Annotated in this window: 25 protein-coding genes and 3 pseudogenes; 19 read left to right on the top strand and 9 right to left on the bottom strand. The window is 33.3% G+C overall.

Translation table 11 applies throughout. From position 1 onward, the window contains the following. The 4 genes from HCB45_RS14300 to HCB45_RS15535 all read left to right on the top strand — a co-directional run. Window positions 1-528, top strand: a 528-nt coding sequence (locus tag HCB45_RS14300; protein WP_185620335.1) for an LPXTG cell wall anchor domain-containing protein, incomplete at its 5' end; no start/stop codon positions are given. A 943-nt stretch (window positions 529-1471) separates the two neighbouring features. Further along, the gene (locus tag HCB45_RS14295; RefSeq protein WP_185620334.1) at window positions 1472-1675 is read left to right on the top strand and encodes a hypothetical protein; all 204 of its coding nucleotides are present in this window, start codon (window positions 1472-1474) and stop codon (window positions 1673-1675) included. A 37-nt stretch (window positions 1676-1712) separates the two neighbouring features. After that, a complete protein-coding gene (locus tag HCB45_RS14290; protein ID WP_185620333.1) occupies window positions 1713-2507 on the top strand; it encodes a hypothetical protein in 795 nt (264 codons plus the stop codon). Between the two features lie 110 nt (window positions 2508-2617). Further along, window positions 2618-2797 (top strand): putative holin-like toxin, encoded by a 180-nt coding sequence (locus tag HCB45_RS15535; RefSeq protein WP_376740643.1) that lies wholly within the window; start codon window positions 2618-2620, stop codon window positions 2795-2797. A 550-nt stretch (window positions 2798-3347) separates the two neighbouring features. Here the strand turns inward: HCB45_RS15535 and HCB45_RS14285 are convergent. From HCB45_RS14285 to HCB45_RS15525, 4 genes and pseudogenes are all read right to left on the bottom strand, one after another. Then, entirely contained in the window at window positions 3348-4088 is a 741-nt protein-coding gene (locus HCB45_RS14285) for a response regulator transcription factor (protein WP_185620332.1), read from the bottom strand. Next, window positions 4085-5407, bottom strand: a complete 1323-nt coding sequence (locus HCB45_RS14280) for a sensor histidine kinase (RefSeq protein ID WP_185620331.1) — start codon at window positions 5405-5407, stop codon at window positions 4085-4087. Before HCB45_RS14280 ends, HCB45_RS14285 begins: the two co-directional genes overlap by 4 nt. A 475-nt stretch (window positions 5408-5882) precedes the next feature. Beyond that, the gene (locus HCB45_RS15530; protein ID WP_376740644.1) at window positions 5883-6008 is read right to left on the bottom strand and encodes an accessory gene regulator B family protein; all 126 of its coding nucleotides are present in this window, start codon (window positions 6006-6008) and stop codon (window positions 5883-5885) included. Window positions 6009-6296: 288 nt separating this feature from the next. Beyond that, a pseudogene (locus HCB45_RS15525) lies at window positions 6297-6482 on the bottom strand (LytTR family transcriptional regulator DNA-binding domain-containing protein); the annotation flags it as partial. Between the two features lie 111 nt (window positions 6483-6593). Between HCB45_RS15525 and HCB45_RS14265 the strand changes: the two are divergent. The 3 genes from HCB45_RS14265 to HCB45_RS14255 all read left to right on the top strand — a co-directional run bounded on the left by HCB45_RS14265 (window position 6594) and on the right by HCB45_RS14255 (window position 10003). Next, on the top strand, window positions 6594-6782 hold the full coding sequence (locus tag HCB45_RS14265) for a hypothetical protein (RefSeq protein ID WP_185620330.1): 189 nt from the start codon (window positions 6594-6596) through the stop codon (window positions 6780-6782). A gap of 1623 nt (window positions 6783-8405) precedes the next feature. Then, window positions 8406-9260 carry an ABC transporter ATP-binding protein gene (locus HCB45_RS14260; protein ID WP_185620329.1) on the top strand — a complete coding sequence of 285 codons (855 nt, stop codon included), beginning with the start codon at window positions 8406-8408 and terminating at the stop codon, window positions 9258-9260. Further along, a complete protein-coding gene (locus HCB45_RS14255) occupies window positions 9257-10003 on the top strand; it encodes an ABC transporter permease (RefSeq protein ID WP_185620328.1) in 747 nt (248 codons plus the stop codon). The genes HCB45_RS14260 and HCB45_RS14255 overlap by 4 nt, the downstream gene beginning before the upstream one ends. Before the next feature lie 113 nt (window positions 10004-10116). Here HCB45_RS14255 and HCB45_RS15520 read toward each other — a convergent pair. Then, a pseudogene (locus HCB45_RS15520) lies at window positions 10117-10221 on the bottom strand (helix-turn-helix domain-containing protein); the annotation flags it as partial. 887 nt (window positions 10222-11108) lie between these two features. Between HCB45_RS15520 and HCB45_RS15555 the strand changes: the two are divergent. From HCB45_RS15555 to HCB45_RS14220, 6 genes are all read left to right on the top strand, one after another. Further along, complete coding sequence (locus HCB45_RS15555; RefSeq protein WP_260508455.1) at window positions 11109-11495, top strand: Tn3 family transposase; 387 nt, start codon at window positions 11109-11111, stop codon at window positions 11493-11495. 287 nt (window positions 11496-11782) lie between these two features. Next, on the top strand, window positions 11783-11956 hold the full coding sequence (locus HCB45_RS14240) for a hypothetical protein (protein WP_185620327.1): 174 nt from the start codon (window positions 11783-11785) through the stop codon (window positions 11954-11956). Between the two features lie 105 nt (window positions 11957-12061). Next, entirely contained in the window at window positions 12062-12484 is a 423-nt protein-coding gene (locus HCB45_RS14235; RefSeq protein WP_185620326.1) for a hypothetical protein, read from the top strand. A gap of 78 nt (window positions 12485-12562) precedes the next feature. Next, on the top strand, window positions 12563-12736 hold the full coding sequence (locus HCB45_RS14230; RefSeq protein WP_185620325.1) for a hypothetical protein: 174 nt from the start codon (window positions 12563-12565) through the stop codon (window positions 12734-12736). A 420-nt stretch (window positions 12737-13156) separates the two neighbouring features. Beyond that, window positions 13157-14431 carry a YvbJ-related protein gene (locus HCB45_RS14225; protein ID WP_185620324.1) on the top strand — a complete coding sequence of 425 codons (1275 nt, stop codon included), beginning with the start codon at window positions 13157-13159 and terminating at the stop codon, window positions 14429-14431. Window positions 14432-14621: 190 nt separating this feature from the next. Continuing rightward, entirely contained in the window at window positions 14622-14723 is a 102-nt protein-coding gene (locus tag HCB45_RS14220; RefSeq protein ID WP_185620336.1) for a type I toxin-antitoxin system Fst family toxin, read from the top strand. Between the two features lie 630 nt (window positions 14724-15353). On the opposite strand, the gene HCB45_RS14215 is transcribed toward HCB45_RS14220, so the two are convergent. The 3 genes from HCB45_RS14215 to HCB45_RS14205 all read right to left on the bottom strand — a co-directional run bounded on the left by HCB45_RS14215 (window position 15354) and on the right by HCB45_RS14205 (window position 16810). Continuing rightward, window positions 15354-15605 (bottom strand): hypothetical protein, encoded by a 252-nt coding sequence (locus HCB45_RS14215; protein ID WP_185620323.1) that lies wholly within the window; start codon window positions 15603-15605, stop codon window positions 15354-15356. 321 nt (window positions 15606-15926) lie between these two features. Next, window positions 15927-16382: a GNAT family N-acetyltransferase gene (locus HCB45_RS14210; RefSeq protein ID WP_185620322.1), complete on the bottom strand. Its 456-nt coding sequence runs from the start codon at window positions 16380-16382 to the stop codon at window positions 15927-15929. 266 nt (window positions 16383-16648) lie between these two features. Continuing rightward, window positions 16649-16810 (bottom strand): hypothetical protein, encoded by a 162-nt coding sequence (locus HCB45_RS14205; protein WP_185620321.1) that lies wholly within the window; start codon window positions 16808-16810, stop codon window positions 16649-16651. Between the two features lie 29 nt (window positions 16811-16839). Between HCB45_RS14205 and HCB45_RS15510 the strand changes: the two genes are divergently transcribed. Together HCB45_RS15510 and HCB45_RS14195 are read left to right on the top strand one after the other, a co-directional pair. Further along, window positions 16840-17133 (top strand): MerR family transcriptional regulator, encoded by a 294-nt coding sequence (locus tag HCB45_RS15510; protein WP_185620320.1) that lies wholly within the window; start codon window positions 16840-16842, stop codon window positions 17131-17133. 47 nt (window positions 17134-17180) lie between these two features. After that, a pseudogene (locus tag HCB45_RS14195) lies at window positions 17181-17418 on the top strand (IS3-like element ISLmo1 family transposase); the annotation flags it as partial. A 227-nt stretch (window positions 17419-17645) separates the two neighbouring features. Here HCB45_RS14195 and HCB45_RS14190 read toward each other — a convergent pair. Next, complete coding sequence (locus tag HCB45_RS14190) at window positions 17646-20018, bottom strand: leucine-rich repeat domain-containing protein (RefSeq protein ID WP_185620319.1); 2373 nt, start codon at window positions 20016-20018, stop codon at window positions 17646-17648. 420 nt (window positions 20019-20438) lie between these two features. On the opposite strand from HCB45_RS14190, the gene HCB45_RS14185 reads away from it, so the two are divergent. The 4 genes from HCB45_RS14185 to HCB45_RS14170 all read left to right on the top strand — a co-directional run. Continuing rightward, window positions 20439-20645 (top strand): hypothetical protein, encoded by a 207-nt coding sequence (locus HCB45_RS14185; protein WP_185620318.1) that lies wholly within the window; start codon window positions 20439-20441, stop codon window positions 20643-20645. Then, window positions 20630-20797: a hypothetical protein gene (locus HCB45_RS14180; protein ID WP_185620317.1), complete on the top strand. Its 168-nt coding sequence runs from the start codon at window positions 20630-20632 to the stop codon at window positions 20795-20797. The genes HCB45_RS14185 and HCB45_RS14180 overlap by 16 nt, the downstream gene beginning before the upstream one ends. 3053 nt (window positions 20798-23850) lie before the next feature. After that, window positions 23851-24339 (top strand): AAA family ATPase, encoded by a 489-nt coding sequence (locus HCB45_RS15330; protein WP_260508454.1) that lies wholly within the window; start codon window positions 23851-23853, stop codon window positions 24337-24339. Window positions 24340-25467: 1128 nt separating this feature from the next. Beyond that, on the top strand, window positions 25468-25713 hold a 246-nt coding region (locus tag HCB45_RS14170), incomplete at its 3' end, for a KxYKxGKxW signal peptide domain-containing protein (RefSeq protein WP_185620316.1).

Genomic DNA, 25713 nt, shown 5'->3' with positions numbered 1-25713 from the left:
GAGTCTGAATCAGAGGCAAGTACATCGGAATCCGAATCCATTAGTGAGTCCGAATCCATTAGCGAGTCTGAATCAGAGGCAAGTACATCGGAATCCGAATCCATTAGTGAGTCTGAATCCATTAGTGAGTCTGAATCAGAGGCAAGTACATCGGAATCCGAATCCATTAGTGAGTCTGAATCCATTAGCGAGTCTGAATCAGAGGCAAGTACATCGGAATCCGAATCCATTAGTGAGTCTGAATCCATTAGCGAGTCTGAATCAGAGGCAAGTACATCGGAATCCGAATCCATTAGTGAGTCTGAATCCATTAGTGAGTCTGAATCAGAGGCAAGTACATCGGAATCCGAATCCATTAGTGAGTCTGAATCCATTAGCGAGTCTGAATCAGAGGCAAGTACATCGGAAAATGGGATGCTTGTAAAAACAGGAGATGTAAATATGCTGTCTCTTCAAGGGATAGGAGCAGTTTTAATAGCCTCTCTATCTAGTATATGGGTATGGTCAAGAAGGAAAAAGAAAGAATAAAGAGGTAAAGTAATAGGGAAAATCAACAAAAGAGGTTATGCGAAAACGAATGGTTCTTTGTTGATTTTTATTTAGAGGGCATTAAATTATAACCAAAAATAGGAAGAAAACGACCAAGTAACTTAGAAAGTTGCTTGGTCGTTTGTCAATGCCAATCTTAAAACGTAATTTTTCGCCAATATAAAAATGTTAGTTTTTGCCGGTTTCTTTTGCTTGCCCTTTCTCTTCGATAGGAGATTGGTGAACATCTTTATCCAAGGCAATTGACTTACCTACTGTTTCTTGCATAAATCTATAGCCTGGAATAATATGTTTTTCAGATGAAAAATTGATCATTTACCTAAAGATGAAAATAGGTTTACTAGAATAAGTGGCTGCAGTACTTGCCTTTATTATTAATGGGTCCTTTTCTTCTGGTCCATAAATCCGATTCGGGGGGGGGTGCAAAAACACCCTTCCTAGAGTATTACTTAGTTTAGAGTGTTGTTTTAGATTACAGGAGATTTATCTAGTTTTGAGGGTCTGGAACATTGCTAGGTATTGGAGTTTTTATGGGGAAGTTATACCACAAAAAAAGCCTCTACGATTGAACCTGGTAGGGTATCAAAGCATAGAGACTATTTTAGGTATATATCGGCTGTGTCTTTGTATTAGCTCAAAGTATCACAAAGACAGTATAGCAAAAGAGTCTAGTTTTGTAAATGCTTAAATTTTAGACAAGAGTCTATTTATCTAGCTAAATTAGTGTGCTGAAGTGTAGTACGAATTTTTGGAAATGGTCCTATTTTTAAATGCGTCGGCTATTGGAATAGATAAAGATACTACATGGCAGAAGTAACCTATTAATTTCAATAACCAAATACTTGCTAGGGGTATGAGTGTACAGTGAATATCGAGTGAATATTCACACAAAGAAGAAAGATTTATTGCATGATATATTTGTATGGCAAATAATATGAGTAATCAGGAAGCTTATTTGATTATGGGGATTTCTGATGCTTCTGATGCTATGGATATTGTGGGAGTTGAGGCCTATCAGGGAAGATGGAAGCAAGAAAATTATCTAGATTTTCTTCAGAGTAAGCATTGGGCTGGGGATACTATTCCTTCTATTGAGCTAAGAACTATTAGGGATAGGGGGGACTAAAGAATTAGATATTTTAGTAATCCATAAGTCTTCTAATGTGCCTTTCTATATTAAGGAAAAGTTTCTGGGCGTACAGTCTAATCAAATATATCTACGTAAGGGTGCAAAGAATACGGCGATTAATAAAGAAGCAGAAATTCAGGATATTGAAAAGTTATGGGAGTATAGGCTTGGATTAATTCCTTATCCAAAAGAAAGAGCCTTAAACTATATGAAAGATATTGAGTCCTGGGAGAAAATGAGAAGTAGTGATGAAAGTATATCGTGGTACTATAGAAAATTTCCAGAATATACGCTCGAATTGTCTGATGATCCCGAAGATGAGTATTTACATACACCACCTTTTGCCTTGATGCAGACAAATGCTAGAAGTTCTTGGCAGATTTTAAGGTTGAAGTATCATCATCAAACAATACTTTTAGAATTTGCAGCACATTACGTTGATGAGGCGCGAGGTGTAGTAATACATCCTATGAAAGCTTACTTAGAACTTTTTGAAAGTGAATATGTAAACGCTTATTACTATTACATTGCGGATTCAGTGGAAATCGATTTAATGTATTTGTTAAAATATTTACTGAAGCATGAGGATGGAGCGTGGTTTAAACATTTAAGTATGATTCCGGTATTTGATAATATCCAACAAAAAGAAGCGATTGAAAAATTGATTATGGAGAATGCTGAAAAAAATCGAAAAAAAATAGTAGATAGTAAAAAGAACTACCATATAGGTTATAATAGTGGATTAACTGCTGAAGATGAAGAGTTCGCTATATTAGATATGGCGACTACTGTGCTGGTTAAGGAAACTTTGAAGGAAAATCGGATATAAGTTCACTTTTAATATTAAGGGTTGTTTGTTAAGGATAATATAGCAAAAAATCTGAACTGTATTTTACGCAAAGGTTTTACGTAGGTTATAAATGAAGTGTAACAGAGTTTATGGTGGTGTCCAGCCTTTTTCTCGTCGGTTTACCGATAGAAAGTAGGTGGTGCTTATGTTGTTTTCAAGTGTTGTCTGGAAAGGTTAAACGTGTGACTGTTTTTGAAAGTCTTACACTGATGATTGCTTTTGCAGTCTTAGTCGTAACGATCATGAACAGCAAAAATGACAAAAATTAAAACCACGCATAAACCTGGCAGCTTCGTGGTTTTTAAAACAAATCATTATAGAAGGCTGGGCATCATAACACAATTAGAGCTGTTTTGACAATTTTTCAGAACGTTTTTTCGTGAATAATTGATAAAATTGCTTCGGTTTGTGCAGTGGGTACATGGAACATCTGTGTGAAATAGTGAGGTAGTTAAATCATATGAACATTTTCGTATGATAGTTCCAGCTAAAAATACTAAATAGTGGAATATCAAAATACAGAAATACTATTAAATCAATGATTGTTATGACTTTGCAGTTATTCTAAAGCACTATTTCATTTCGTTGTTCCATTACCCATACAACTAGATCTTATCCGTTATATGTAAATATTAATTCAGATTATGGAATGGAGACGATAGGAAAAGTGTTGTTAGATTAACTAACGACAATTGATTATGAGGCCAGAGCATGTACTTTTGGGGGAAAAGCTCACGAGAGTTTAATTGAGAAGTTATTGACAAAGAGCTGTTTTTTCAGGTAATCTCAATACTTTTGTGTTCACTTGATTCGCTGGATTTATGAGCGTATTTCTTTGATTAAATCGATGACTTTCTTTACTTTTCTTCGAGATATCAAACAAATATGATCGTTTTCAAAAGAAACGATATTTTCAGATCGGTTAACTGATTCTACATTAACTAGATTGATAACAAAAGATCGATGGCATTTAAAAAAACGATAATCCAACATCTCGATCTCATCTAAGGTTGCGTAGAACTCAATAATTTTTGTCTTGCCAATTAAGCGCATCTTATGAGAGATTTCACTAGTTTCAAAATAAAGGATATCATGAAACGGAATTTGGAAATGACTGTGTTTGTTTTCGAAAATGAGGGCCTCATCAGAAATCAATTGTTTTTTTTGATTAAACAACAAAGCCATACATTCCATGACTTGATTTCTAAATTCAGGTTCATTTGATTCCTTGTCAATGAAATCTAGTGCAGATACTTTGTATTTATAAGTCAATGGTGCAAATTCAGAGTGAGTAGTTACAAATACAATCATTCCATAAGGATCAAATTTGCGAATATCTTGTGCAACTTCCAACCCCTTTTTTTCGACATCTTTTATTTCGATATCAAGAAAATAAATACTTTTCCCTTGTGATTTTTCCGCTTTTTCAAGTAAACGCTGCGGCTTGGATGTTGTACTAATCGATCGAGGAATCCACTTATATTCGGAAAGAAGTTCTCTAATCAGTTGCTCCAAACGTTGTTGCTGCATCAGGTCATCTTCCAGAATAAAGATATTCATCGTTCTTTCTCCCCTTTTATAGTTATCAATTGTCGAAATACATAGTTTGTACATTCTGTTTCTAGTGATAAAAAGTTGTAGCGTTTAAAAATATTTTTGAGCGTGGACAAACCGATTCCTCTATTAGCTCCTTTAGTTGAGTGTCCCAATTCATAAATTTTTGAAAGATTCATTTGCTTATCCAAACAAGAATTTTCAATAATGATTTTGTGTTCCTCTTTTTCTTGATCTACTAGAAAAACAATTGAAATAGAAGGATCCGATGTAGAAGCTGCAGCTTCGATGGCATTATCCAACAGAATAGACAGAATTCGAACATAGTCTAGGATATCTATACTAGTATTTGTAATAGGATCGGTGATTTCAAGAGATACATGGATATTTTCCTGCAAGGCCTTAATTGTTTTAGTGGAAATAATCCCTTTTATCGGTAGTATTTTCAGGTTGTTCAATTTGGTTAAGTGATACGTATTTTCTTGTAGTGTAATTTTTTCATTAGCCAGAATTGATTCATATGTTTCTTCAATGGCATTTACATCCTGGGTTTTTATACTTTCTTTGAGACTAATCAGCATATTATGATAATCATGCCGAAAACTTCGGATATCGTTATACAACACCTCGATATGTTCCACATAATTCGTCAAGTCAGTTATTTGCTCATCTTTGAGTCGTTGAAGTTGCAGGTTATTTAGTTCCCGAGTTTTAACACTTAGGTAACTTAACAGAGCAACGATGGTAGCAACAAAAATGAGCGTTAAGTAATTACGTAGTGGATTGACACCAATATATTTTTCAAACCAGAAGTTAGAAAATAGGATGATACTGCACATACTTAATATGGTATTGATTGTTGAAAAAAAGACAGTGTTAATCAAATCACTATTTTTCCTTAGAAAATCAACATTTGGCTTCAACAGTTTCAGTAAATAATGATTAACGAGTATAGGGAATATTGGAGCAATTAGATTTATTAATAAAATACTAAAATTGACCTCGTTTTTCAATCCCAGTAGAAATGTTGCTGCGTTAAGAAATACATATCCTAACAATGATGTGACTAGAACAGTATAAATACTGTAGAACCACAGCAAGTTTTTATTTTCTTGTTTATTCTTTCTATAACTATGAAGATATAGAAAGAGAAAAATAAGGATTGTTCCAAAATAGTTAAGCAGAAACGTTGCTGCATCAAATAACACAAGGAAAGAAAAGAATTCCAAGTAAGATAGCTTATTTTTGCTTATGCTTTGATAAATAATACTGTAAGCAATTGCTTGACCTGTATGAACCAGAAAGATAAGAAGTTCAATCAACATTTTTTCTGTAGTCGTTTAATCATTGGATTAACAGGCTCATAAAAAATAGAAATCAAGCAGGATCTGTTTGAAATACTTGATACAGCCTGTTTTGTCAAAGTTTCTGTCAATCTTTCTTTCCAAAGTTTTTCATTGTTCTTCTTCGTAGTATTCATAGTTTTATAGCCCCTTCTTGTTAGTTTATAAAAGAATGGTGTAATCACCAGATTTTCAATAAATAGGCCTGTCAGTAGTAATGCCTGAATCTTAGGGATAGGCTGAACAAAGCCGATGATGAGTAAAAGTAAAGAGTAGTACCTTTTTCTCCGACTTTTCTTTTCAGAAATACTTACCAATGGATTTTTTCTGTATTGGTAGGTTGCGTATAGATAAATGAACAAGATGCTAATTATCGAAAGAACAATCAGTAAATATTCTTAAATAAAAACGTGTTTGTTTCATTAGCAAAAGCATACCGACAAAACAAAAAGGCTAATCAGCGCGCACAATTGAATGGGGATAGTGCATGCCAAACTCCGGCATATTTTCGGATCATTCGATAGCTACAGGTTACAACCAGGCTCTCTTTAAGAACGCCTGAGAAATAAGAAATGACATAAATTTTTATAAGCTAAAAATTTCGATACAAAAAGCCTCTATATAGTAAGAGACATACTCATACTTCTCGTTCGTCATATATTCCCCAAACTTAAGCATATCCAAAAAACGAAGTGCTAATCTATACCCTATACCCCATATATCTACGCTCTCATTTCCAGTTTTATTGACGTAACTATAAAATGCACAGTAATATTCCACAATATAAAACTCCTGAAAGGTTCTTTGGGGACTTTGAACGGTAGTTCATTTATTTTTCTTTCTTTTATTATAATTTATTTCCATTCTTTTGTTAAATCATTTTTCCATCTTCTTGAAAAAAACAACTTCCTTCATTGTTTTTTAATATCTGCCTGCCTGAAATATCAATTGCAATGATTTGCTTCAGGCTCACTAAAATTGAGCGATGACACCTGTACAAAAACGGATAATGTTCTTCAAAGTGTCGTAAGTTTCCTACACAAAAGTATTTTTGTTTATTTGTTACTACTCAAAGTTTGTGTGTGCTATTTGGAACAGTAGCAATGTAGAGTAATTCGTTAGAGGCTATCAATATTTTTCGACGTTTCGCTTCAATAATGATTGACATATGACTTCTCTTATCTCATTCTATTCTAAAGAAGTAAAAGAAGTAAAAGAAGTAAAAGAAGTAAAAGAAGTAAAAGAAGTAAAAGAAGTAAAAGAAGTAAAAGAAGTAAAAGAAGTAAAAGAAGTAAAAGAAGTAAAAGAAGTAAAAAAGTTTATTATGTTTCACACAACTGAAAAGTGCACTACGTGATGGTTGAAAACTGAACCAGTTAGTTTATCCAATTTTTTAATTCTTGCTTCTTTCTGATTTTGATCAATCCATTCAAGCACTAGTTGAACGCTACTATATAGACTTCCTTAACATATTTCTGCATAAGTGTTTCTCAGTAGTAATCAACTACTACTAATCAACCACAAAAATAATCCCTATACCAATCTATTTGGCTCACTTTATTACGTAGCCTCTTTGCCCACTCCAACAGCTTTGGAATTCCCTTCATTTGGCGAATCCTCGCTGTTGCCTTTAATTCTGCTTTATTATTTGGCGTCCTGTATACAAGCTTATGGCATTACTTCACTTTACCTGCTAGTGCGAATATCTTGATTTCTGCTACTTTAAATCTAGTTGGCGGATTAGCTGTCATTTGGCTATTATCTCCGGAGATGTTCCATCGAGTCTTTCCCTGGATCTTCGGAATGCTTTTCCTTTCATTAATTGGTCATATTTTAGGTTTTTTCGTCTATGCAAAAAAAAAAATGACCATGAAGTGGACCGCTTAAATAAGCTGTTGAAATAATTCAACTAGAACAACATAGGATAAAAAGAGGGTGGCCGTTTGGTACTGACCCACGAATGTGGGTCAAAATAAAAAAGCACCTCTTGTTGAATTCGGTAAAATGAATTTAACAGGAGGTGCTTTTTGAATGGGAACAAGAGCCATGTAACCCAATAGAAGTGAAGAAAATGGCAATTCAGATGAAAAAAGAAAATATAGTAGTCCGTCTCATTATGGATGAACTAGGTAGTAAAAATAAGACCATGAATACTTTTTGTTTATGCGTACCCAACTTCTTTGTTTTTTCACTACTGTCAATGCCAATCTGAAAATGTGATTTTGGGGGTGTAGATATTTTTCTGGACTATTTTCAATAAATATCCTCATGTGAACTATACCATTTAAGGTGATAAACGAACCAAACGTGGTATCAGTATTCTTAAATTCATTTATTCATCGTATAATTTTCTCAAGAGGGAAGCTAAAGATAGCAATTCCTTGAACCATGAGTTAATCAGACGTCTTTAACTTATAAACAGAAAGGAGGGAAAAAGCGGCTTCATTTGATTAAGAAAGCTTTAATGTGCTTACTTTGAAGATAAAAGAAGAAATGGGCTTAAAGATACATATCCAGGAAGACCTGCTTGATTTTGCAAAACAGAATCCAGAGCGTTATGAAGGATTTACAGCGAAGATAAAATCAGCTTTGGGTAGTCGGTAGTAGGTGGTCCTTTGAGGAACTGGATATGGAAGAGACGACAGCAAAATTTAATGTAGAGCAGTTTGCGGAGTTGGCAAAACAAATAAAATAAGAACTACAGCTTGATATCCACATCAAAGAAGAGTTAGAACAGTTTGCAAAAGAAAATCCTAAGAAATATCAAATGCTGTTGGATAAAGTCAAAGCTGCGTTAAATGATTCAGTAGTAGATGGTATATTCGAAGAGCTGGATATGGAACAAATGGAGATTTTGAAAGGAGCCGGCCGGAGATGTGAATGCGAAAACATCACCAGGATGTATCACTGAAGGCATTGCGATGGGCATTTGGGTTAGTGGAAAAATTCACTTTGTTAATAGGAAGAGGAGGAAAATCTAATGAAAAAAAACATAAAATTAAAAATCGATCATATATCGAAGCAATTCAAAGAATATACAGCATTAAATGATATTAACTTTGAAATTGAACAGGGACAGATTGTTGGCTTTTTAGGTCCGTCTGGTGCTGGAAAGACGACAACTATCAAAATTGTAACAGGACAATTGAAACAGACATCAGGAAATGCCACGATTTTGGGTATGGATTCCAGAAAAATCAATCAAGAAATTTATAAACGTATAGGGATTGTATCTGACAATAGTGGATTTTATGAGAAGTTAAGTGTCTATGAGAATTTGCGATTTTTTGCAAGATTATTGGATGTGCCAATTTCTCGTGTGGATGAGTTACTGGAGCAAGTTGGACTGTCTGAGCACAAAAAGAAGAAAGCAAGTAAGCTTTCTCGTGGACAGGGGCAGCGGCTGATTTTAGCAAGAGCTATCTTACATAAACCAGAGATTCTTTTTTTAGATGAACCGACTAGCGGGATGGATCCGGCAATAGCAGAAGGAATTCATAAATTATTACTAGCCTTGAAAGAAGAAGGCATGGCAGTTTTCTTAACGACGCATAACATGAATGAAGCAACTAAATTGTGTGATAAGGTCGCTTTAATTAACAAGGGAAAAGTGGTTGAATTCGGAAGTCCGGATCAGCTTTGTCTTAAATACAACCAGGATCTTAGTTACGATGTGTTACTGAGGAATGGTGAATTTCATCGTGTGTCACAACAATCCAAATCAATCACGCAGGTAAGGGAATGGTTGGACTCTGATCAGATAGAGACGATTCATTCCAACGAGCCTTCACTAGAGAAAGTATTCTTAGCAGTTACAGGGGAGGAATTAATATGAATGGCTTATCAATAAAACGTGTCTGGGTATTATCAGAAGCTAAACTTAAAAGTTTTTATTATAACAAGTTGATCGGCAGCTATTTGATTTTTCCAATGGGAATTGCTTTGGCTATTCAGTTTCTTAATGAACGGATCAACAACAGACCATTATCTTTGGAAGAATTAACGATGTGTATCAACATCGGTGCAGTTCTAAACGTATCTTATGTTGCTTATGTGACACCAGCAACTTTACTTGCTGAAGAAAAAGAAAAAAATACTTTACGTGTTTTGATGGTATCAAGTATAAGCGGTTTGGAGTTTTTTCTTGGTAATTTGTTGCCTATAGTGGTAGTTAGTTCAATTGTTCAGGCGGTGATTGTTCCGTTGCTTGGTATTCAGTTTTCTGTTGGACCATTCGCGATGTATTTACTGGTCAGTCTTGTCGGAATTGTAAGTAGTGCTGTTTTGGGTATGTGCTTTGGTATTCTCTCTAAAAATCAGATAAGCGCTACATTAATCACGATACCCTTGACGATGCTGTTGATGTTTATTCCAATGCTAAAAAATCTATCGCCGATGATGACGACAATATCGGATAATTTATACACTGGGGTCCTAATGAAAGCTATTCCAATCTTAGTAGCTAATCAACCATTCAGCTTAAGCTTCCAAAATTGGGCGGTGCTGATGGGAGAGTTACTATTATCAGTTGGCTGGTTTTTATGGCTGTATTCACGAAATGGTTTCGATAAAGATTGATTTAGCTAAAAAGTGGAGGAGAAAGGTATGGAAGACAAAAATTCAGTATATGGGGTACATGGAACATAAAAACGAAATAGTGCGGTAGAAAAACGAATGAATGTAGAGTAGTTCTACAAATCATTCGTTTTTTTAATTTTATAAATAGTAGGTCTGGAAAGTCCATTTTCTTTTGCAATCTCTGCAACAGGAATTCCTTGTTGCAACATGTCTACTACAGTTTTAAAGACTAACCGTTTTTGGGAATCAGTAGAGTTAGCAGAGTGCGCTACTTACTGGTCGCTCTTTATATCGACCAGCTTTTTGGGCTAATAAAACTCCTTGTCGCTGCCGTTCACGGATTTTCTCATGCTCGTTTTGTGCAATAGTTATGGGAGTAATTGCAAAGAACTTTGGACCTTTTTAGATGCCCGATTTCCAAAACCAAGTACTGCTCAAATGGTTGGTAGTATTGAACAGATACTCCGAAGAAGTGGCTATATTATATTCGAGGGCATCCGGAACAAATAAATGTGTTTTGATTGCAACAATCGAGTTCTTAATCCAATCTTTAAAACACCATGATATTTATCTCCCTTAGAGTATTCTCTATAACAATCCTATGAATTGTCTGATCGATGAAAAAATTGGACTCAACAAAAAGATATTTTGGTGGAGCAGCTAGCTCTTCCCTCCTCAGCAAATGAAATGGCTTCATGGCTAAATCGTTGGCCTTTTTCTAAAATGGCCAGAATAGAAAATACAGATCGTCTGATTGTTTCTAGGCTTAAAAAAGCATACAAAAAAAGATGAGAAAGCCTTTAGACGTCGCATTCAACAATTAATTCCTAAAATTGATTTATCAGATTTGTTATTGGAGGTAAACCAACAGTTGAACCTTACTCGATCATTTAACCATTTAAGTGACAAGGATACTAAAATGAATGATTTGGATATCAGTTTATTAGCGGTTTTCTCCGGTTTCAAAAGAAGGGTTTGATTCTTTAAAATATAATCGACTTGTCTACATCAATCACCATTATATTAGAGTTGACACACTTTCAGGTGCTAATCAAAAAATCATACATGAAACACAGAAAACTTGCCACTTCAAAAGTATGAGGAGATGGTCATATGGCTTCAGCTGATGGCATTCGTTATGTTGCTCCGTAGCCGTTCTCTTTATTCTAGAAGTAACCAAAAATACTTTGGGCGCGGCCGAGGTGTTACATTCTATAATTTTGTTTCTGATCAATATATAAGTTTTCATGGCATGGTCGTTTCAGGAACACTTCGAGACTCGCTATATCTTTTAGAAGGATTCTTAAATCAACCTAGTGATTTAACTCCTAATCAGATCATGACTGACACAGCTGGTTATAGTGATATGATTTTTGGGCTCTTTGGCTTATTAGGTTTTCAATTTAGCCCAAGAATTGCCAATATTAAAGGAACTAAACTTTGGAGAATCGATGCTAACGCCCACTACGGGGAGCCTGATGCATTATTTTAAAATTTAATTAATATAGATCTGATTTATACTCATTGGGAGGACATCTTTTGAGTTGCGGGTTCATTGAAATTTGGAAAAGTAAATGCGAAATCCCTTCAGAGAAATGGAAAACCAAACTCCTTAGGAAAAGCGATAACTCACTATATCTAGAAAAAGTCTTTGCACAAATGAAAGCAAAAGGATACGACTGTTCTGAAGAAGTGATACATAAACAATCTCCATTTTGTTTTTTCTAAATATTTATATGATAAAATGAACAAAAATAAAAAATGAAGAGGTGAAACGAGATGAATATCTTAAAAAAATGCTTTAAACGGGAAAATAAACAAGAAAAAGAAACAAGTTTTGAAGAGGAAATGGCTGATTTAACGAAGCGTATGCGTCATTTACAGGAGTCAATCGAAGAACAACAGAAGAGAGCAAGAAGGATTTTCAGCTTATATGTTGAGACCTTAATGTAGAACTGTTTTTATGGTTTTAATTTTTTTGTGCTATTATTGGAATAATGATGATTCTTTCATTATATATTATTAAGTAAGGTAGTTATTTGAGAGGTGGTATAGACAATGGAATTTGAGAGGCTATTCTTAACGCCAAAATATGAGTTTTATAGATTTTCACTTAATTATGATGATGTCGCTTATTTGTTAATTACAGATAATTTTAATCCGGCACCACCAGAATTTGGAACACCATTTTTTGATAATACATTTGAGCCAAATGAAAATCAAATTAGCGTACAATGTGGTGTATTGCGAAAACTTAGTGAGAACGAGGATAACTATTTACAATCATTTATAGAAGGATTACTTGGCTTTAAACCTAGTATAGATTATATTATTGATTATTTAAAAACTGAAAAAGAGTTGGAATTCGATTATCCAACGGAGGAGGGTTTTAAGGAGTTACTAGCACAAATAAATACACTCTTTAGCAGTAATGTGATTATTAATGATTTTTCATCATTTAATAATATTATACAAAAATAGAATGGAGTGGAAATATGAAAAAGGGAATAAAAGGAGTTATATTTTTTAATTGTATTATTGTTTGCATTTTCAATAGCTATGCCAGCAAAAGCGGCAACAAATACAACAGTGGACTTGGGAGATGGATACAAAGCAAGAATTGATTGTCCTCATAATACGAAAACAGGGAAATGGCATGGTCATGTGTATAAAAAAGGGAAACAAATCGGCGCTGAAAATGTAGATGGTACGAAACATGATGGAAAATTTTAAAAAATATACCTAAAAAGAAAATTAGTAAACTCAAAAGCTCTAAAAAATGGAAAGAAGCCAAGGGGAAAAATGATAAGTTAGAGAAAGAGAGAAGTAAATCCTCTTTTTCGAATTATATAAAATGGCTTAATAAGCACTTAGTTTTATTGAGTATTTAAGAAAGTGAGACCTCATCTATCTCACATTTCTATTTTTTGAACAGACCTAAAAGAATGGTTTTGTAAATGATTGTTCTATTATGAGCAATAAGCTATTTAAGCATCTGTTTTTGAAGATAATAATTTATTTTAACTTTAAATACTGTTAAAATATCATTGTGATAAAATACACATAGAACTAGAGGTGAATATTTAGATAAAGTATTATAAGTGAATTTTGTATATATACAAAATTAAAAAAACATCAAAAAAGGAGCTAACTATGAATAGAAAAAGACTAATCATTATCGGGAGTGTTATTTTAGCGTGTTTTTTCATTTTTTTAATTATAGGAAAATCTACAGCAACAACCTACGAAAGCTTAGAAAAAGAACTCATTAGTGCAATTGAAGAAAAAGATAGTACTAAATTTTTAAATTTATTTGACAGTTCTAAGAAAAAATTGAATTATTCATCTATAGGTGCTAAATCAATTTTAGAAGACTGGAATGGAAAGCTAAAAGGAAACACTGCTTTAATAATGGAAATTCTAGATCCTAAAGGGTCTCAATATGCTGAAATTGATGCAGATGCTAAATACCATGTAACCATAAAAACAAAAACACATTGGTTATTCTTTAAGAATTATTATTTAGATACAAATGCAAGTAAAATTAAATTAGATAAAACAGCAAAGGAAGAGACAATTTATTTAAAAGGGAAAAAATTGTCTGCAGATGAATTTAAAAATGAATTTTTTCCTGGAATATACGAATTTTCTGCTAGCAAAAAATTTGAATATACAACAGTTGAAGATAGTAAGAGTATTAAAGTGGATGGAAAGGGCGAGGAAAAAGAGTTAGCATTTTTATTTGAAGGGACGACAGTTAAAATTCCTGAAGGTCCTGAAAGCTTATTTGTAACTTTTAATGGAAAAGAAACAAAGATGCATTTAAAACCTAAGGAAACGCAAGATTTTGGCCCCATTTCAGAAGATGACTTGGATAAAGTGGCGATTTCTGGAAAACTTCCATTAATTTCTGAAGTCGGAAAAACAGCAATAGGTGATGAAAACAGTATCTACACATATTATAATAGGACTGAATTTGAGAACACGAAATTTGATAGTCAAAAACTTAGTGATGAAATGAATAGCTTTATTAAAAGTGAATTTACAGCTTTTAAATCTCGGAAAATCTCGGACATTAAAAATGTTACTAATAATTTTATAACTAATAATAAAGAGAAATATACGGAAGAGATAGCCTTTTTTTCGCCTGAACATCGTGAAAATACTTTAAAAGCAGTTTATTACGATAAAGAAACTCCTAAATTATATATTAATGATGATGGGGAGTTAGAAATGACTATAGAAGGTATTATTCTATCCAATAATAGTAAGGAGTCAGATGAATTGGTAGAAGATTTAATAATGGAATTGTTATATGTTGAAAAAGAGGATAAGTGGTTAATTAATGACTATAGTTGTGGCGGAAGCATTTATAGAGATATGCCTTCCGAAAATGCAATAGATAGTTATATAGTTACTAAGTATTAATAATAAAATAACAGGTATTTTCTATGAATTAAATAGAGAATTTCTGTTTTTTATTATATCAAGTTCCTAAAAAAGTAAATTCTTCCGTTTTTTGATATTTTTTTCTAAATCTATCCTCAACTTTTTTATGGTATAATATAAGAGTCGTCTACCTTCAGACGAACATCTGGTCTGGAGGGAGGTGAACAGAATGGATTTGCTATTTTCAGCAATTATTGCTCCGGTTGTGGTTGGATGCGCAATTGCGTTTTTCAAGTACATGTTAGAAAATCGGCGTAATAACAATAAGTAGACGACACTTTATTCTAACCCCAAATAAACACCCTAGCTGTTACCGCAGCTAGGGTGTTTGGGTGTCCAGATGGACTTGCTATTTTCTACTCCATTATAGCAACAAAATAAAGAAAAGTAAACTAACCCATTTTAGCAATGAATAACTGAAGCGCAGCGAAGAAATTAGTTCTTTGTAAATGTTTGTTATATCATGAGCAATAAACTATTTAAGCCTCTGTTTTTGAGGATAAAAAAGTATGAATATCTTGCTCTAAATCTTCTGAATATTTTGGTTCTTGAATCACTTTTAGTATCTGTTTTGCTTAATCTATGTATAAATCTCCATTAGTGTAATGAAGTGTTTTTTCTAAAAGGCCTTTTTTAGCAATCGCATTTACCCAATGAAGATACATTTTTTTGTTTTTTGCGAAAGTGATCGCTTTATCGACGAGAGAGTATGCTTTATGATAGTTTTCATTTAACATTAAGACCTGAATATAATTGAGTATAGAGCAATGTCTAGGCGTTCTGCATTGTTAAAAGAGTCATATTTATTTACACGTTCTAATAATAATTCTACAATCGATTCTGCTTCTTTCATGGGGAAAATATAAAAAATATTGGATAAAATTTGAAGGTCAGCATAATACTAAGTATCTAATTTTTCAAGAGAAGACCAGATATGCTCGACGAGAGGCGTTCCTTGTGTTAAGTCCTTTGTTTGATTGATAACTAATAGCGCTTTAAGAAAATATAATCGATTACTGATTTCTTTATCATCGAAGTTTTGTAGATAGGTTTTATATTTTGAAATGAGTGATTCAATATGTTTTCTGTCAACGGAAATTGCCATTCGTAAAGGCGTTAAATTTGGTAGAGCTAAAATTAACTTACCGGCCAACTTTTCATCCGTTTATAATGACTGGAGAGCACAAAAAAACAACTGCATTAGAAGCCATGCAGCATGTTGGAATGAAGCGGAATACATTTTATCGAAGTGGAAAAGAATATGAGAAGACTCTCTGATTGACCAACTCATTCTTCCTTATTACACCTTTTCGGGGGGGATATGCAAAAACACCCAATCTGTAGATATCAGTGGTATAGGGCATTTGCGGAATCTGAGTAGCTTGGTGATAGATGAGTATGGTGTTGGCTGGAGCGAGTTAAGTACTTTACCCAATTTGACTCGATTGTTCTTCAAAAGATTGTCTACACTTTTTTAAATGGATAAAGCTAAGATTTTTTGAGGTCCTTTTGGTCCTAAAAATGTTCTGTTGGTGTTTTTGAAACCAGCTTTTTCATATAAATGAATTGCTGGTTGATTTTTTTTATTTACGCCTAGAATGATATTAGTTACTGAAGGGAAATGATTTTTAGTGAAAGAAGGTAGCAGTTTTAATGCTAGAGTAGCATAGCCTTTTCTAGTTTCAGCAGAATTTGTTGAAAAAGCCCGGAGTAGTAAACTGTTGACATTTTTTGTGTATTTAAATTTATCTCTCCCTTGATCTAAAACAAAGAAGCACACTACTTGTTTTTTCTCGAAACAGAGTACTGGAAAATAGGTTTTAGGCATGTTTTGAAGTACATCTTTTGGTAATGCGGTATAAGTCAAATCTTCTAAAAAATAATTTTCTATAGAAGCCTGAAATGATGGATTCCATAAAGATAATTCCATTATTATTCCTCCTTGTAAAATCTGTTTTAGAAAGATAAATTTACTCTTTCTCATCTTTTAATCTAATTTTTATAAAACAAATCTTTGTTAATGTCAAAAACTTTTCTTTCGATAGAAACAGCATTTAGCACGCAAGGAAATCCTATATATAGGTAGGCGGTAGTTAAATGTCTCGATTATTTCTTCTGTATTTAATCCAAAATGTAATGCTACTTGAATATGTATTGTAGTTGTCCTTATGCTTGTACATCTCCTTGGATTAAAGACTAGTGATTGTTATTATTTTGCTCTGTTTCATAGAAAGTTAGGGCTATATATTCGTCCAAAACAAGTGCGATTTTTCCAAGGCTAGCTGATATAAGTTGTTTGGTTGTTTTTCTGATTACTTGTTTGTTTCTAATTTTCAATCTGGTTTCATAGTTGTTCATGTTAATGCCTCCTTCTAAATGTTAACATAATGTCTGGTAATTACAAAATACAAGAACTATACCTCACAACTTTACGCTACTATAAACGATTGGGGGTACTTAAGCCGAAACGTAATCGAAATAACTATCGTATTTTTACAAATAATGACTTGAAATGGATTAAATTTATTCAAAGAGTTAAAGCAACAGGGAGGAGTCTTTCGAAAATAGTTGACTATTCTGTGTTACGAGCACAGGGATGTAAAACTATAAATGAAAGAATTGAGATTTTAGAAAAGCAAGAACAGATCTTGTGCATTGAAAAGAATATAATCACGCATTGATTTTTTATGAGTACAAGAATAATGTACCTAGCAGAAATAAAAGAAGAAGCAATCAAGGTTCGGTTTATACATCTTATGAGTATTATCAATGTTGTAAAAAAATGTTATCCGTAGTATGTCCCGAAAAGGGATAGCCGCAGACGACGCTCCCATAGAATGTTTCCATTCCTCGCTAAAGTGTGAAACGAAACATTCTACCATAATAAAGCGTATAAATACACTAAATCTATTGTAATCCAGATCGTAAAAGACTACATTAAATATTATAACGAAAAAAGAATTTAACAAAAATTAGGCTATCAGTCTCCCATTAATTTCTGGAAACGAGCAGCCTAATTTCAAGTGTTTTTATTCCATTCCCATTTTTTCCATGTCAGTACATCTTAAGCAGATGTGATGTGTTCTTTTTTATACTTTCTTCTGTATTCATTAGGCAGCAAAAGAAAGAACTGGGATACTTCTTTTTTGAAGAAATACTCCCAGTTCTTTCTCTGTGCATCTACTGTATTTCTTTATGCTTTCTTTTTCCTTCTAGTCCATGCTAATAAACCTGATAAGGAGGCTAATAATCCTACACCCACTCCTTGCAGAGACAACATACTTATATCTCCTGTTTTGGCTAATTTCCCGTTTTGCGCTGAGATTGGTCCAACGGAGGTGCCTCCTTGGCTATTTGCTGTATCTGTTTCCGACGTAGTTATTCCAGTTGTTGTAGACTCCGATTCGCTCATCGAATTAGATTCGGAAGTACTTGCTTCAGATTCAGACAAAAGAAAATCAAAATATGAAATAGCTTGTTCCTCATCCGTTAAAGTAATCTGTACGCCTGGAGTATTTGCATCTGTATCTACACTTGAATCTACGACATATTCTCTTCCATCTGATCCGGTAATCGTATCAGGTAAAGTAATAAGGTCGCCTTCTACCGCATCTTCCGGAATAGAAATGGAGCCTCCTGGAATTTGACTTCCACCTGGGGTAGTGGGATTTAATGCACCTGCTCTTTGGTACTGCACTACGGTATAATCTTCTTGCCATTGCGGTTTTCCGTTACTATTTGTATCTGTGAGTGGGATGGTGACAGGGGTCCTAGAAGTAAAACGTACTTCTTGTGTTGTCCCTTTTCCATAGATATATACATATCCTGTTGGTGGCGCATCCACCGATACTTCGTAGGAAGCAACCAGTTCTGCATCATCCCCTGTCCCTGTAACGGTGTAGGTCGGTGTATAAGGAACGGACGTTCCTAATGAACTTCCATTAGAATCTACTTTTTTCAGTGTACCTACTTGGGACACTAGAATAACACAATCGCCATGACTATCTGTTTCAATACTTATCAATCCATAGCCTGTTCCATTTAGTTGATTTTTTCCGTAATTATACATGGCTTCTAATGAATCCAAACCACTTGATTGTTCTGCAAATAATGCTTGATCTTCAGTGGTGTTCCTATTGCCATCATTATCTATCAGTATTTTTACAGCAACAGGTTCTACACGTATGGAAACGGTTCCCGAAAACTGCCTGTTTGCAGTACTATATCTATTCCAACTATAACTGAGCTGTTGTGCATTGTTTGATAGGCCGTTCCAGGTAATTACATCATCTATAAATTGGCCATTGTTAGAAATGCTACTTGGAGTTATTTCATTATTATCTTCCGTATCATTTACTGTAAACGGTATCTCTAGTTGATTAGACCATTTTATTCCAGATAAGTTAATTTGTTGATTTATTGCACTCAAAATTGTAAATTGAGATGCGTTTAATACACTTATATCGCTTATTTGATTGTTGGTCATATGCAAGCTAGTTAGGTTTGTTAGGTCACTTAATGCAGTTATATCGCTTATCTGGTTACGACTAAAATTCAAGGTAGTCAAATTGGTTAGACCACTTAACGCACTTATATCGCTTATTTGGTTATTACTAAGGCTCAAGCTAATCAGATTTGTCATGTCAGACAATACACTTATATCATTTATCTGGTTATAACTAAGGCTTAAGTTAATCAGATTTGTCATACCACTTAGCATGCTTATATCGTTTATCTGATTAGAAATAAGAGTCAAATTCGTCAGATTTGTCATGCCATTTAGTGCACTTACATCATTTATCTGGTTATAGCCAAGATTCAAGCTCGTCAAATTTGTTATACCAGATAATGCAGTTATATCGCTTATCTGGTTTCTGCTCAAGCTTAAGTGAGTCAGGTTGGTCATACTAGATAAGGCACTTATATCATTTATCTGATTGCTGTCTAAGGTCAAATTCGTCAGATTTGTCATACCACTTAGCGCGCTTATATCGCTTATTTGATTGTTATCTATTCTAAGGTTGGTCAGATTGGTTAGAGCACTTAACACACTTATATCACTTATCTGGTCATTGTATAAAGTCAAGTTAGTTAAATTGGTCAAGTGTTCCAGTCCGCTAATAGTAGCAAAATTATTCCCATTTGAAGACAAAGTAGTAATACCATTCAACTCATTTTGAGTAACCATGTCGCTAACAGAAGCTTTGTTTAATCGAACGCGCATTACTTCAGCTAAATTAGCATCTGGAAAGAGATCACTGATTGCTGTTGGTTGCGTGATGGTTCTTCCAGTCTTAGACTTTGCCTTCTTCCCTTCAACAATCTTCGTTTTATTTCCCTTCACTGTATTCTCTTCTTGTTGAGTTGAATCCATAATTTCTGTTGAAGACATTGCATCTGCTCCTGCTGTTACCGTCGTTGAATTACCAGTATTTACTTCATCTGCTAAAACAAGCATTCCTGGTGATGCAACTACAGTGAAAAATAAAGCTGCTCCACAAATCCATTGTTTTCCTTTTTTCCACATTCGCCAATTTTTCTGTTTTTCTTCCCTCGGAAATTTCAAATGTTATCTCACTCCTATTTTTTAGAATAATAGCCTATATATTAAAATTATCGTATACATAGATATAATAAAAATACATTTCGTGTACCTTTTAGGACATCTGAGGCTATTATAGGGATGAGATACATTGATAGAATATGAGAATACCTGTGTTGAAAATACACTACTCAATAAGCTTTTATACAGAAAATACCTAGTATTATCCTCTAAATTTAGAGTTGTTAGGCTGTGGAGAAATATAAAAAGTAACTGGAATCATTGAATTTAAGAACTCAAACAATAGTACTACACTTTTTGATATATCAAAAAGTATTACTTTAACATTTATCGTTTTGAAGTTGATATTAATTATTAGAGACTTCTGTATCAACGGAACAGAAATAGCCATAGGAATTTGAACGTTTTAAAGGATAGTTTTTTATGGTTGGATTGGGTACCCGTGTCACAATGAATATGGAAGTAACAATAAAAGGAAATGACCAGGTGTTTAAAAAAATTATTGCTGTAACAAGGGATGATACTATTTCGTTTGAGTTTAAGAACATCAGTGAAATTCGTGAAAATGCTAATTACAACGGTTATCGGGTTCACCTAGTTGGTAATTTTACTCAATGTCAGTCTCTTTAAAGTTAGATATTGCGACTAGTGATAAAATTATGCTTAAAGAAATTCAATATGAATATAAAACAATGTTAGACGAAAAATCACCTCAAACGCTGGATGTAGTTCGTAAAAGCGAGTTTATGCATGAATTGGTTCAATCGATTCATCGATTTTGATTATCAGCAAAGGTCTAAGTATTTTAATTTTAAAGTAACTTAGGATGTTATGAGTGAAGTTATGGGACGGGATTGGTCGATGAAAAGGAAATAGCTGGATATCGACATCAACTGTAGAATCAAAAATTACGCACTTATTGTCTTAATGTCTGAAAGCGAGTAATAGAAATATCTTTTCTACATGGAAGGGAGTTGCTTACTAAGTAGAAAATTATGCAGAAAAAGACGCCAAGCGAAAGCTTGGCGCTGGCTATTTGACTAAGAGACGCCAAAAGAACATGGGGGAAAAGCAACTGATAGTCAAATAACTAGGAGATTGATGTACATGCATATGAATAATAAATTATTCACAGAGGAAGTGTAACAAAAAATAATTGATTTGTAAATAAAATTTAGAAAAGACAAGATTTAGTAACAATTTAATTTTTTTAGCTGGTTTATATAAAAACTGAACGAAAATAAAAAAGACATCTAAAAAATGGTTTGAAGGGGATTTTCGGTTTGTGTAGACCATAAACAGTTTTGTATACAGAGTGTGATGGGATTTGAATTTGGATAATATTTGTCTCCTGTTAGTAGGCTGAATATAGTGCATATATACTCATGTTCTGAGCTAGCCTTTTTCTTCATCGGATACTCTGATAGAAAGCAAGTGATGTGTATGATTTTATTATTTGTCCTGTAGCTTCTTATTTACCAGAATATAAAAATAAAACATATGCTGATAATACGTATTTATGACTGGTTACCAATCGCCAAAATGAATTGATTGATTTTTCAATTATTCATGGCGGTGAAGGTACAATTCAAACTGCTCGCATGTCAGGAAAACCATCTCTCGGTTTAGGTTTACAAATGGAGTAAAAATATAATATCCGAGAATGTCAAAATTATGGTAACGCTCTTAGCTTAAGGAGAACAGAAATCTTATTTGCTAAATTAGAGGAATATTGCCTCCGTTTATTAACTGATTCCAAACTTCTAGCTAAAGCAGAAGAGTTGAGGGACTTGATGAGCGATCAACTATCTAGCGCTTATGGATAAGAAATTGTTCAATGAATTGTCTTGGTATTTTGTACAATGCAGAAAAGCTTGAGGAAATTAAACATAGAAAAGGAGAAAGTCATCAAATGCTGATATTATAGGGATTTATAGTTCTATTGATACAAATTTCTCATAGGGGTTCAGCACTTTTATCAGCTTATTATTTTTGCTTTGAGTCCCCGGGGAATCTATTTAGTGTTGAGGGATTATTGTCAGACTATAGAAGGTTTTTGTGGGGAATTATAATAAAAAGTAGCCTCTATACTTGAACCTGATAAGGTATCATGGCATAGAGGCTATTTTGGGATATATCGGCTGTGCCTTTGAGTTAGTTCAAAGTATCACAAAAATTAGTATAGCAAAAGGGTATGGTTTTGTAAATGCCTAGAACTTAGAAAAAACAAGATTTAGTAGTAATTTAGTTTTTTCAGCTTATATGTGGCGATCTTAATATAGAGAAAATGATATAGTGTGTTTTACGTAAAGATTTTACCTATGCTATAAGGAGTAAGCAAGTTTATGGTTGTGGCTAGCTCTTTAGACAGGAAAGGGTGGTGTTTATGAAAATTTTTGTTGGGATTCCTGGAAAGGATAACCCATGACCGTTTATGAAGCACTGTCTTTTGCAACCTTGGTGTCGCTATTGAATTAATACTCCTGGAGAAATCCCTTTTTATTTTCCGACAATTATTTTATACTAACTATTTTTTGCGAATAAATGATAAAGAAGGCACATTCCTTTTAATAAAAAATAATAGTTTTTACACTGAAAGTAGGAAAACAGTGTAAAGACTATTATTTTTTAATGGAATGTGTCATCAAGTTAGTTCAATGAATCACAAAGTCAGTATAGCAAAAAAGAATAGATTTGTAAATGAAATTTAGAAAAAACAAGATTTAGTAATAATTTAGTTGTTTAAGATTTTTTATGTGTTGAAATTAACGAAATTGAAAAAATGGATAAAAGTATTTCTGGCGTATCGTATTGGGGATTTTCGGATTATTGCGGAAATCAAAGACCAAGATTGATAAACCTTCTACTAGTAGCAAGTGAATGAATAAACTGGTGATTCTTTGGCAAAATATGAGTAGTCTTATTTGTGAAAAAAGTAGTGAACTAGAAAAAGCTTTAGTACTTATTTTTTAGGGCAAGTAACAATCTTGGATTGGCTATATCAATGGATCAGAGAATTTGATAAGGATCCATTTTTTATAAAAACTCTGAAAAATCTTAAGTGAGTTTGTTGTGATAGAATGAAGTAGTTATCTAATTGTTATTTTGTGCTTACATGCAACTAGGTTGTCGAACAAAAAGGGAGTGTAAAAGTCCTTTTTTCTAGGCATTGTTTTTCTTACTATGAAAAAGTGCCAGATAAAAGCTTGTCCCTAGTTATTTGGCTAGAAATTATCAAAAACAACGGGATAAAGTAGCGCTAGGAGCAAATAACCTGAAACCGATATACGAATGATGGATAATAAATTATTAACAAAAACAGTATGTTTTGGAGATACGAGTGAGTTGATAGAACATTTGAAAGCAAAACAAGCATTTTCTACTTACCATTAATTGGGCGCAAAAAGTAGAAAATACTTGTTTTGTTCTTTTATAAGCAGTTCGGGGATGTGTGAGCCTATGTGTAACTACTCACAAAAAGAGTGTACCAAAAAAGAATAGATTTGTAAATAAAATTTAGAAAAGACAAGATTTAGTAATAATTTAGTTTTTTTACTTATTATTGTGATAAGGTGAATAATAATAAAGAAGATGAAAGATTTAAAAATACCTTTATTTGGAAAGTAAAATAATTTGGAAGCAAAGATAGTAGATTTAGTTAAGCATCTGCGCAATTTATAATGCTCGATTGAAGAATAGTGAGGAGGGAAATAGGGTAATGTTTTTATAGGTGTTGAGTATTTCTGAATGTTTTAAACCGATCATTATTTGAAGTAACCTTCAAATAATGATCGGTTTTTTACTAAATAGAAGTTCACTAAAAGGAGGAAGGTAGATGTTTGAAAGACCTAGTTACCTTAAGTGGCTTATTCAATTCAAGGATTCTGATTTTGTAAAAGTTATAACAGGTGTATGTCGTTCTGGGAAATCAACCTTATTAATGCTTTATAAGGATTATTTACTGCAAGAGGGAATATTAGAGGAGCTACTCCAAAAAGATACTAAGAAGGTATACTTGTTATTGGATGAGATTCGAATGGTGGAAGGATGGCAACGCGTTGTTAATAGTATTCGTGTTAGTTTCAATAGTGACATTATTATTACGGGCTTAAACACTAATATGTATGCTTTCGGAGGAGACAGGTACACTTTTAAGTGGTCGATACATCGAAATTCTTGGTTATCCTATTCATTTTCTTTTTTTGAATTTTTAAATGCAAAGGAAATTGAAGTGGTATCTCGGAAAGTAGATGACGCTTATGATAAATATGGTAGATTTCCAAGTGTAGTTATTGATGAAGAATCTATTAAAGATACCATGTGATCTGGAATTTTTGATACTATTGCTTTAAAAGATATTGCGCTAAGAGCTAGGATAAAAGATACAGCTACTTTAAAATCGATTATCTGTTTTATAGAGCAGAAGAATATGATATACGAAAGCGAGAATATCTTAGGATTAACAGGAAATATTTTATAATAGACCCGGTTTACGAAGAAATGTAGTTGGTAAACTCGATAGTAAAGAAATATATTTTGTTGCTAGAAAACTAGATGAAACAATATACATTCAAGTGACTTATGGATTGCCAAATAATAGGCACGAAACGGAGGGTCTTTTAAATATCAAGGATAATTATAAAAAAATAGTTGTTACCGGTAGATACTATGAAAAACTCAAATAGATGGAACTCCTATTGTTGATTGGTTATTATCGGATAGGTAAAGGCGGTAGATATAAAAGCATGGCTTTACAGGATATATGCTTTTGGTTTCAGATTTTCAAATAGTCCCAATCGTTTCCAGTCTTACAAGAAATGATTAATTGTAAATGAATAATTAAGTAAAGATTAGATATACAAAAACTCTATCCTGTTTGCGCTAGGATAGAGTTTTTGTATTTCGTTTCAGGACTTTGTTAAATTAATCACACTCTTACGTAAGTAATATAACAAGAAATACTTAGAATGTAAATGAATTTTAGAATAGAAGTTAGAAAGATTGGTTTTTTGATTGAAAAAACAAGAAAAGTAGTTAGTCAAAAAGGAATAAATTTTATGATGAAATACTTTGGTTTTTATCGTGAGTTTAGTGGTTAAACCGACAAGTTGCCATTATAAGTTAGTGAGTAAAAATGATTCAACTTATCAAGAGGTTGATAGAAACAGATATCGATAGTTTTCTTTTGTGATGAGTGGGAGGTCATCTTTTTTTATGTAAATGAAAATTAGCATCTTTAGAGATTTTTTAGGAGAGAGAATACGATAGTTAAGTAATAGGACTAATTAAGAAGGAGTCTTTTTTAAAATTGTATACAAAAAAGCAATTTAACGTTTTAAATGTATAGAAAGGCATAGGAAATGTATTTTTGAAAAAGTGAAATAGACGATAATAATGCTTATGAAGAACAGTTAATTAAACAGCGTAATTATAAAGGATAGGAGAGGGAAAAATGAGTTATTTGAGAAATAGCAAGCAACAAAAAAATTGGCGAATGTGGAAGAAGGGGAAACAATGGATTTGTGGGGCTATTCTATTTTTAACTGTCATGTCATTCTCCGCAGGAGAAACATTAGCCACAGAAATGAATGCAGCTGATTCACAAGCAATAGGGGCAAGTGAGTCAGGGGAAGAAGTACCAGAGAATGTAGTGGAAGCCGAGGGGGAAATAAAGGCAACAGAGGAAGAGGAAATTGTT

Origin of the sequence: Listeria farberi (genome assembly GCF_014229245.1) — a bacterium.
GTDB lineage: Bacteria > Bacillota > Bacilli > Lactobacillales > Listeriaceae > Listeria > Listeria farberi.
Note: the sequence above shows the minus strand (reverse complement) of the source record. Positions and strands in the feature narration are given on the sequence as shown.

Coding starts and splice junctions, on each gene's coding strand:
- HCB45_RS14240 (WP_185620327.1), top strand. CDS start 11,783: ATGAATATCTTAAAAAAATGCTTTAAACGGGAAAATAAACAAGAAAAA.
- HCB45_RS15555 (WP_260508455.1), top strand. CDS start 11,109: ATGGTCATATGGCTTCAGCTGATGGCATTCGTTATGTTGCTCCGTAGC.
- HCB45_RS14255 (WP_185620328.1), top strand. CDS start 9,257: ATGAATGGCTTATCAATAAAACGTGTCTGGGTATTATCAGAAGCTAAA.
- HCB45_RS14280 (WP_185620331.1), bottom strand. CDS start 5,407: ATGTTGATTGAACTTCTTATCTTTCTGGTTCATACAGGTCAAGCAATT.
- HCB45_RS14205 (WP_185620321.1), bottom strand. CDS start 16,810: ATGAACAACTATGAAACCAGATTGAAAATTAGAAACAAACAAGTAATC.
- HCB45_RS14225 (WP_185620324.1), top strand. CDS start 13,157: ATGAATAGAAAAAGACTAATCATTATCGGGAGTGTTATTTTAGCGTGT.
- HCB45_RS14285 (WP_185620332.1), bottom strand. CDS start 4,088: ATGAATATCTTTATTCTGGAAGATGACCTGATGCAGCAACAACGTTTG.
- HCB45_RS14230 (WP_185620325.1), top strand. CDS start 12,563: ATGCCAGCAAAAGCGGCAACAAATACAACAGTGGACTTGGGAGATGGA.
- HCB45_RS14265 (WP_185620330.1), top strand. CDS start 6,594: ATGACTTCTCTTATCTCATTCTATTCTAAAGAAGTAAAAGAAGTAAAA.
- HCB45_RS15510 (WP_185620320.1), top strand. CDS start 16,840: ATGTCTGGTAATTACAAAATACAAGAACTATACCTCACAACTTTACGC.
- HCB45_RS15330 (WP_260508454.1), top strand. CDS start 23,851: ATGTTTGAAAGACCTAGTTACCTTAAGTGGCTTATTCAATTCAAGGAT.
- HCB45_RS14210 (WP_185620322.1), bottom strand. CDS start 16,382: ATGGAATTATCTTTATGGAATCCATCATTTCAGGCTTCTATAGAAAAT.
- HCB45_RS14220 (WP_185620336.1), top strand. CDS start 14,622: ATGGATTTGCTATTTTCAGCAATTATTGCTCCGGTTGTGGTTGGATGC.
- HCB45_RS14260 (WP_185620329.1), top strand. CDS start 8,406: ATGAAAAAAAACATAAAATTAAAAATCGATCATATATCGAAGCAATTC.
- HCB45_RS15535 (WP_376740643.1), top strand. CDS start 2,618: ATGGTGGTGTCCAGCCTTTTTCTCGTCGGTTTACCGATAGAAAGTAGG.
- HCB45_RS14185 (WP_185620318.1), top strand. CDS start 20,439: ATGGTTGGATTGGGTACCCGTGTCACAATGAATATGGAAGTAACAATA.
- HCB45_RS14295 (WP_185620334.1), top strand. CDS start 1,472: ATGGCAAATAATATGAGTAATCAGGAAGCTTATTTGATTATGGGGATT.
- HCB45_RS14180 (WP_185620317.1), top strand. CDS start 20,630: ATGTCAGTCTCTTTAAAGTTAGATATTGCGACTAGTGATAAAATTATG.
- HCB45_RS14235 (WP_185620326.1), top strand. CDS start 12,062: ATGGAATTTGAGAGGCTATTCTTAACGCCAAAATATGAGTTTTATAGA.